This window comes from Cyanobacteriota bacterium, assembly GCA_027618255.1.
In the GTDB taxonomy this organism is placed as follows: Bacteria; Cyanobacteriota; Vampirovibrionia; order LMEP-6097; family LMEP-6097; genus JABHOV01.
Map to the genome: position 1 here is coordinate 1 of JAQCFG010000102.1, position 3,336 is coordinate 3,336.

General features: G+C 38.3%; 4 protein-coding genes. 3 read left to right on the forward strand and 1 reads right to left on the reverse strand.

Annotated elements, in window-relative coordinates:
• Positions 1 to 314: hypothetical protein (locus O3C63_09560; protein ID MDA0773169.1), on the forward strand; the 314-nt coding region annotated here is incomplete at its 5' end.
• A 102-nt stretch (positions 315 to 416) separates the two neighbouring features.
• Positions 417 to 1,364: a transposase gene (locus O3C63_09565; GenBank protein ID MDA0773170.1), complete on the forward strand. Its 948-nt coding sequence runs from the start codon at positions 417 to 419 to the stop codon at positions 1,362 to 1,364.
• Here O3C63_09565 and purF read toward each other — a convergent pair.
• Positions 1,348 to 2,760 carry an amidophosphoribosyltransferase gene (purF, locus tag O3C63_09570; protein MDA0773171.1) on the reverse strand — a complete coding sequence of 471 codons (1,413 nt, stop codon included), beginning with the start codon at positions 2,758 to 2,760 and terminating at the stop codon, positions 1,348 to 1,350. The genes O3C63_09565 and purF overlap by 17 nt on opposite strands.
• 68 nt (positions 2,761 to 2,828) lie before the next feature.
• On the opposite strand from purF, the gene O3C63_09575 reads away from it, so the two are divergent.
• Positions 2,829 to 2,957, forward strand: coding sequence for a HEPN domain-containing protein (locus O3C63_09575; GenBank protein MDA0773172.1), 129 nt, complete (start codon positions 2,829 to 2,831; stop codon positions 2,955 to 2,957).
• The last annotated feature ends 379 nt before the right edge of the window (positions 2,958 to 3,336 follow it).

Consider the following 3,336-nt stretch of genomic DNA (forward strand, 5'->3'; position numbering starts at 1 on the left):
GTGCTAATGGCTATGCAATGGGTGTTGACAATAGTGATGATGACAAATTTAAAATTAGTTACTCGGGCACTGCTACGCCAAGCCTGGGAACTGGTGATGTGTTTACAATTGACGATACTGGTAATATTGGTATAGGTATTGCTGATCCGACTCGTAGACTGCATATTTCTGACGTTATGAAAATAGAACCAAGATCATCAGCACCAAGTACACCAACTCTTGGTGATATCTATATTGATTCTGACAGCAAAGAATTCTGTTTCTATGATGGTAGTAGCTGGGTTGGACTTAAAGCTGCTGGCGCTTGTTCTTAGGGTCGAGGATCAGGGTCGTATCCTGACATTGGACAAATATAGTGTAATACACAGTTGCGCAATTTCACAATGCTAGCATTTTCTCCACATTAAGGAGAAACCATGACCAGAGATTTAAGCATAGAATTTCCCAACGCTTTTTATCACGTCTTTTCACGAGGCATTAATAGACAGCCACTTTTTTATGACGACGAGGACCATAGAGTCTTCATACACTTGTGCAGAAAGGCTGTTATCAAATACGGCATTAGGATTTATGCATTTTGCTTAATGAGAAATCATTATCATTTATATCTGTGCACGCCACATGCCAATATTGCCAAAACAATGAAATTCATCAATCAGTCATATGCGATATTTTTTCTCGCCAAATATCCTGAAAAAGATGGGCACGTATTCAAGGGCAGATACAAAAGAAAAATTGTAGACTCTGACCAATATTCCAAAACACTAATTAACTATATTCACAACAATCCAGTGGCAGCCAAAATCAAGGATAAGCCAGAAGAATATCAATGGTCTAGCTATCAATCATATATCAAAGCTGAGCTACGATATGATTTCATAGACTACTCTTGGACTTTAAATCAGTTTGGCAGTGGGGCTAAGCAAATTGATCAGTTTATCAAATTTCACCAAAAGAATATAAACTCCAGCTGGAATCCTGAGAAAGAAGCCAAGGCACAAATTTTCTTAGCTGATGATAGCTTCATAAAATCAATCTGTGATCAGTATATAGATTTCGATCAGCTTGAAGGGAAATCGATTAAGGGAGTCAAGGAATTAAAGGCAATATGCAATCATGCATCTTTATTAGAAGTCATCAATTCACGAGTTCAAAAAAACGATCATCGCTTTAAAATCACAGCCTACCTATTAAAAGAGTATACCGATATCACCAATAAAGAGATTGGCAAACTCATCAATAAATCAGAGGCTGCTGTTGCAAAAAACATACAACGTTTTAAAGAACTACTAGACCGTGATCAAAGCTTCAAGGCTGAAATAAGAAATTTAATCAAAATGTCCAATGTCAGGATACGACCCTGACTTCTTCGGCTCTCCCTAATAAATCAACAGGATAGTCTCCAGTAAAACAAGAAGTACTAAAGTTGCTCGGAGCAAGCTCTGTCGATTCAAGCAAACCCTCTATGGATAAATAATATAGAGAAGTCGCTCCTAGGTATTCCTCAATCTCTTTGACTGACTTAGTGGCAGCAATTAATTTATCTTGCTTTGGAGTATCAATGCCATAAAAATCCGGATACTTCACGGGTGGTGAGCTAACCAAGAAATGAACCTCAGTTGCACCAGCTTCAAACAAAGTTTTGATGATTTGTTTAGACGTAGTTCCACGCACAATCGAGTCATCGATCAAAGCAATCCTTTTGCCTTTGATAATTGCATTAAGAGGATTGAGTTTCATTCTCACGCCCATGTCTCTAGTGTGCTGATCTGGTTGAATAAAAGTGCGGTGAATATATCTGTTTTTGACCAAAGCCCATTCAACTGGAATGCCCAATGCTTGTGAATAACCAATTGCCGCAGGAGTCGCAGTATCAGGCACAGCTACAACCATATCAACGTCAAGGGGGAATTCTCTGGCTAAAATCTTACCACTATTTTTTCTGACTTCATAAACAGACTTACCAAGCAAAATACTGTCTGGACGTGAGAAGTAAACAAACTCAAAAATATCCATTTTGAGATCAGAATCTGCAAGTTGTTGTGAACGAACACCATCTTTATTAATTACAACCATCTCACCAGGCTCAATCTCTCTAAGCATTTCAGCGCCACTGGTTTGAAAGGCACAAGTCTCAGAAGAAATGACATAACCATTGTCGCCTATCGTTCCAAATGATAAAGGTCTCACCCCGCAACGATCACGAATCGCAACCAAATTCTCCTTATCCATAACTAAGATCGAAAAGACACCTGTAAAAAGAGGGTAAGCTGCAGCAACAGCATCAGCTAAAGACAAACCATTATTAACATAGTAATTAATTGCAGTCGCCATTAATTCTGAATCATTCAAATGAGCAAACTCAATTCCCTTGTCATCAAGAAATTCCTGAAGCGCAACAAGAGACGGAATATTGCCATTATGAACAAGTGCAAAATTGATCTCAGTTCTCTTACGGCGGTTCCGGCGAATCACCGGCTGAGCATGCTCGCAATCAGCGACCTTGGTTGTAGAATAAAGATTGTGTCCAACAGCAATATGCCCTTTGAGTTTTTTAATATCTTCTTCTGAATAAACGTGAGTCACAAGACCAACGTCTTTATGATAATAAATTTCTTTGCCATCAGTAGTAGCTATTCCAGAGGCTTCTTGCCCCCTATGTTGAAGGGCAAATAATCCGTAAAACGTCAGCCTACTAACATCAAGGTCTTCCCCATATACACCAAAAACAGCACATTTTTCCTTGAGTTTGTCGTCCATTAGGTTAATATTAGCACAAGCTCTCTTGCTATAATTATATTAATCACCGAGAGAGTCCCAGTAAACAATTGAAAAAAATCACACAGAACTGGCTCAAGATAGCCAAATACGATCTCAAAACTGCTGACATTAACTTTAAGGCTGGTCAGTATTTAGCTTCTGTTGAAAAATGCCATAATGCACTTGAAAATTGTTAAAGGGTCTGATTTCAGAACATAACAAGATACCATCAAAAATACATAATTTACTTAAACTCACTTAAATGGCTAGAAAAAAATAAACTAGAATTAGAAAAACTCCTTACTGAATTATATAATCGGATTAAGGATCATTATGAGGTAGATGAGCTTCTACTCTATGGTTCATATGCAAAAGGAACAGCCAATGAATGGAGTGATGTTGATGTCAGTCTTGTTTCACCAAACTTGAAATGCAAAAGTATCCTAGGAGCTTGTCATCCAGCCCAACTTTTTAGCTAGATTTACTCCAAAATATTAGGAACTCATGTTAAGTTGGGCTAGATGCCCAGCTCATAAAGTCAGTTACCAACTCCGCTTCGCTCCGCATGGTAACTGA